General features: G+C 65.9%; 4 protein-coding genes. 3 read left to right on the top strand and 1 reads right to left on the bottom strand.

Going from position 1 to position 3,383, the window contains the following annotated elements; all coding sequences use genetic code 11:
- The coding region (locus ACIQ3R_RS16560) for a phosphoenolpyruvate carboxykinase (GTP) (protein WP_397419955.1) at positions 1 to 1,169 on the bottom strand (1,169 nt) is incomplete at its 3' end.
- A gap of 337 nt (positions 1,170 to 1,506) precedes the next feature.
- Between ACIQ3R_RS16560 and ACIQ3R_RS16565 the strand changes: the two genes are divergently transcribed.
- The 3 genes from ACIQ3R_RS16565 to ACIQ3R_RS16575 form a co-directional block, all read left to right on the top strand.
- Positions 1,507 to 2,052 carry an RNA polymerase sigma factor gene (locus tag ACIQ3R_RS16565; RefSeq protein WP_397419956.1) on the top strand — a complete coding sequence of 182 codons (546 nt, stop codon included), beginning with the start codon at positions 1,507 to 1,509 and terminating at the stop codon, positions 2,050 to 2,052.
- Between the two features lie 97 nt (positions 2,053 to 2,149).
- Positions 2,150 to 3,136: a FecR family protein gene (locus ACIQ3R_RS16570; protein ID WP_397419957.1), complete on the top strand. Its 987-nt coding sequence runs from the start codon at positions 2,150 to 2,152 to the stop codon at positions 3,134 to 3,136.
- Positions 3,137 to 3,166: 30 nt separating this feature from the next.
- Positions 3,167 to 3,383: hypothetical protein (locus ACIQ3R_RS16575; protein WP_397419958.1), on the top strand; the 217-nt coding region annotated here is incomplete at its 3' end.

Genomic DNA, 3,383 nt, shown 5'->3' on the forward strand with positions numbered 1-3,383 from the left:
GTGAAGCGCGCGTTCGGATGCGCAGCAGGTTCCTTGCTGTCTGGCGTCCAGCTGTTGCCCTTCCAGTCGGTCAGATGGGCCGGCGGCTGGGCCGTCAGGCCTTCCCACCACACGTCGCCGTCATCGGTCAGCGCGACGTTCGTGAAGATCGAATTGCCCCAGAGGGCGTCGACCGCGTTCTTGTTGGTCTCTACGCCCGTGCCCGGCGCCACGCCGAAGAACCCGGCCTCGGGATTGATCGCACGAAGCTGCCCATCATCGCCAAACCGCATCCAGCAGATGTCGTCGCCGATCGTCTCGGCCCTCCAGCCTTTCAGCGTCGGCTGAAGCATGGCCATGTTTGTCTTGCCGCAGGCGCTGGGGAACGCCGCCGCCACATACTTCGTGGCGCCCTTCGGCGAGGTTAGCTTGAGAATCAGCATGTGCTCGGCGAACCACCCCTCGTCCCGGGCCATCACCGAGGCGATCCGGAGCGCGAAGCATTTCTTCCCGAGCAGCGCGTTGCCGCCATAGCCCGAGCCGTAAGACCAGATTTCCCGGCTCTCGGGGAAGTGGACGATGTACTTGATCTCGTTGCAGGGCCAGGGAACGTCCTTCACCCCGTCCACCAGCGGCATGCCGACCGAGTGCAGCGCCGGCACGAAGAAGCCGTCCTCGCCAAGCATATCTAGGGTGCCCTGACCCATGCGGGTCATGATCTTCATCGACACGGCCACATAGGCGCTGTCGGTGATCTCGACGCCGATCTGGCTGATCTGCGAGCCCAGCGGTCCCATGCAGAACGGCACCACATACATGGTGCGGCCACGCATCACGCCGCGGAACAGGTCGGTCAGGTCCGCACGCATCTCCGCCGGATCAAGCCAGTTGTTAGTCGGCCCGGCGTCTTCCTTCTTCTCCGAACATATGAAGGTCCGGCTCTCCACCCGGGCGACGTCGCGCGGGTCCGAGGCGGCATAGAAAGAATTTGGGCGCTTCTCTTGATTGAGCGGTTTCAGCGTTCCCGCCGCCACCAATTCGCCGGTCAGCCGCGTCCATTCCTCGTCCGAACCATCGCACCAGACCACCCGGTCCGGCTGGGTCAGGGCGGCCATATCTTCCACCCACTTCAAGAGGCGCGCGTGTTTCGTCGGCGCGGGCGCAAGTCCCGGGACGGTCTTAAGGCTCATCTAGGACGGCTCCTTGAAACCAGAACGGCACAATCGGGGTCCCCACGCCACCCGATGTTGCGGCCCCACATAGTGATCGAACGCGCCTATGCATACCACGGGCCACATTTGGCTTGTACGAGGGTGACGTTGCGCCAGCTTCGCTTTGCCGCAGGGGATTTTCGCCCAATTTCGCGGCGCCACATAGAATTGTGACGCTCGAATCGTCGCAGGGCCTCACCGCTCGGCGTTGGCGCGCACGCGGGAATGGGGCATGTCTGGCCAGGACTGGGAGCGGATCGGACATGGCGTGCGCTGTCTTGATCCTGATTCGCCTCGCCGGGAGCCTTGGGTGAACGTGACTGCGAGGACTGATCCGGGGGCGAAACGGGCCACAGATCCTCTGCTCGAGATCTACCTCGAGCGGCGCGCCAATCTTGTCCGCTTCTATACCGCCCGCACCGGCTCGCCCGCCCTGGCCGAAGATCTGGCGCAGGAACTCTATGTCAAGCTGGCTGGGCGTGACCTCTCGATCACCGCCGAGAATCCGGTCGCGCTGATTTATCGCATCGCCACCAATGTCATGCTCGACCGCGCTCGCGGCGAGAGCCGGTCGCTGGCCCGCGACGGGGCCTGGCGGACGATCGCACATGCTAGCCTGGGCGACGAGGATGTCTCCGATGATGCGCCCGCCGACCGCGCCGTCGCTGCCCGTCAGCGCCTTTCGCAACTGGTCGACGCCGTCGCGGCGCTTCCGCCGCAGATGCAACGCGCCTTCCGATTGCATAAGCTTGAAGGCCATAGCCACGCAGAGACCGCCCGCATCATGGGCATCTCGGTCAAGGCAGTGGAAAAGCACGTCTCCGCTGCGCTCAAGACCCTCACCTCAAGGTTGAGTTCATGAGCACGCAATTCGCGTTCAGGGCGACGTGGGGGCAACGTCCATCGGTGACGTCTATAGTGAGTGACGGATTCCGCCAGCGTCCGTCGTGGAAGGTTCGATGATCGCTCTCCTGCGCAACGATGAGGACGCTCGCCGCGATGCTGCGGCCGCGTGGGTCGTGCGCCTGGAGTCCGGCGACCTGCCTGAGTTGGAAGCGGCCGGCTTCGACGCTTGGCTTTGCGCGTCGCCCGAAAACCCCTTGGCGTTCGACGACGCCCTTTCCGTTTCTCGCGCCTATGCCGCCGATCGCGGCCGCGTGACCGCTGCGTTGTCCCGCCGCCGCGCGCCGGCGCCAGACTACACGCGCCGAGCCGTCGGCGGGATGGGCGCTATGGCCGCCGCCGCCGCCTTGGCCGTTGTTCTCGGGCCCCAGCTGGTCGCGCCGACCGCCGTCGCCTACGAAACCTCCAAGGGTGAGCGTCGCACAGTCGAACTCGCCGATGGCTCCAGTATTGTGCTCAATGGCGGCACGCGCCTCACGGTGCGCCTGGATGGCGACAGTCGGGATGTGGCTTTGACGCAGGGCCAGGCGCTGTTCGATGTCGCCCACGACGCCAGTCGCCCCTTCACCGTCGCCGCCGGCGATCGGACGGTCCGTGTTCTGGGCACCCGCTTCGATGTCCGCCGGCTTGATGGCCAGGTCGCCGTCAGCGTCGCGCGCGGAGCTGTCGAGGTCCGCCCGACGGCCGGCTCAGAAGGCAAGGCTTACCGCCTCCGCCCTGGCCAGAACTTCGCGCGCGCTGAAGGGGCCGCCGAGGCTCAGGTCGGCGCTGTCGAGACGGCCGAGGTGGGCGCTTGGACATCCGGACGCCTGGTCTATCGCGGCGCCCCGCTTCGCCAGGTGGTGGCCGATCTCAATCAGCAGTTCGCCACCCCCATACGGCTCGCCGATCCCTCGCTGGCCGAAGCGCCGATTTCCGGCGTCCTGGTTCTCGACGATCAGCGCTCGGTCATTCGTCGTCTGGCCTTGCTGGTTCCGGTCAGCGCGCTACCTTCCGAAGCTGGCATTGTCCTTCGGCGCGATCCTGCGTCGGGGAGCCGCTGAGGGCGTCACATCATCAGGCTCGGCCTGACCTTGCCGGTGCTATTGGGTGGCGCGGCGCTGGCGTCCATCGCCAGCTCCGCCCATGCAGCTGACGCGCGCCTGCGCGTTTTCGTTTCGGCGCGCCCCTATGCCGAGGCGCTGATCGATCTGGGCCTACAGGCCAATGTTTCAATCCTTGGAACATCCAGTTGCGGCGCGGGCGGCCGGGTCTCGCTTCGCGGGACCTACACGCTCCGTCAGGCTCTGG

The organism is Phenylobacterium sp. (assembly GCF_044371015.1).
GTDB lineage: Bacteria > Pseudomonadota > Alphaproteobacteria > Caulobacterales > Caulobacteraceae > Phenylobacterium.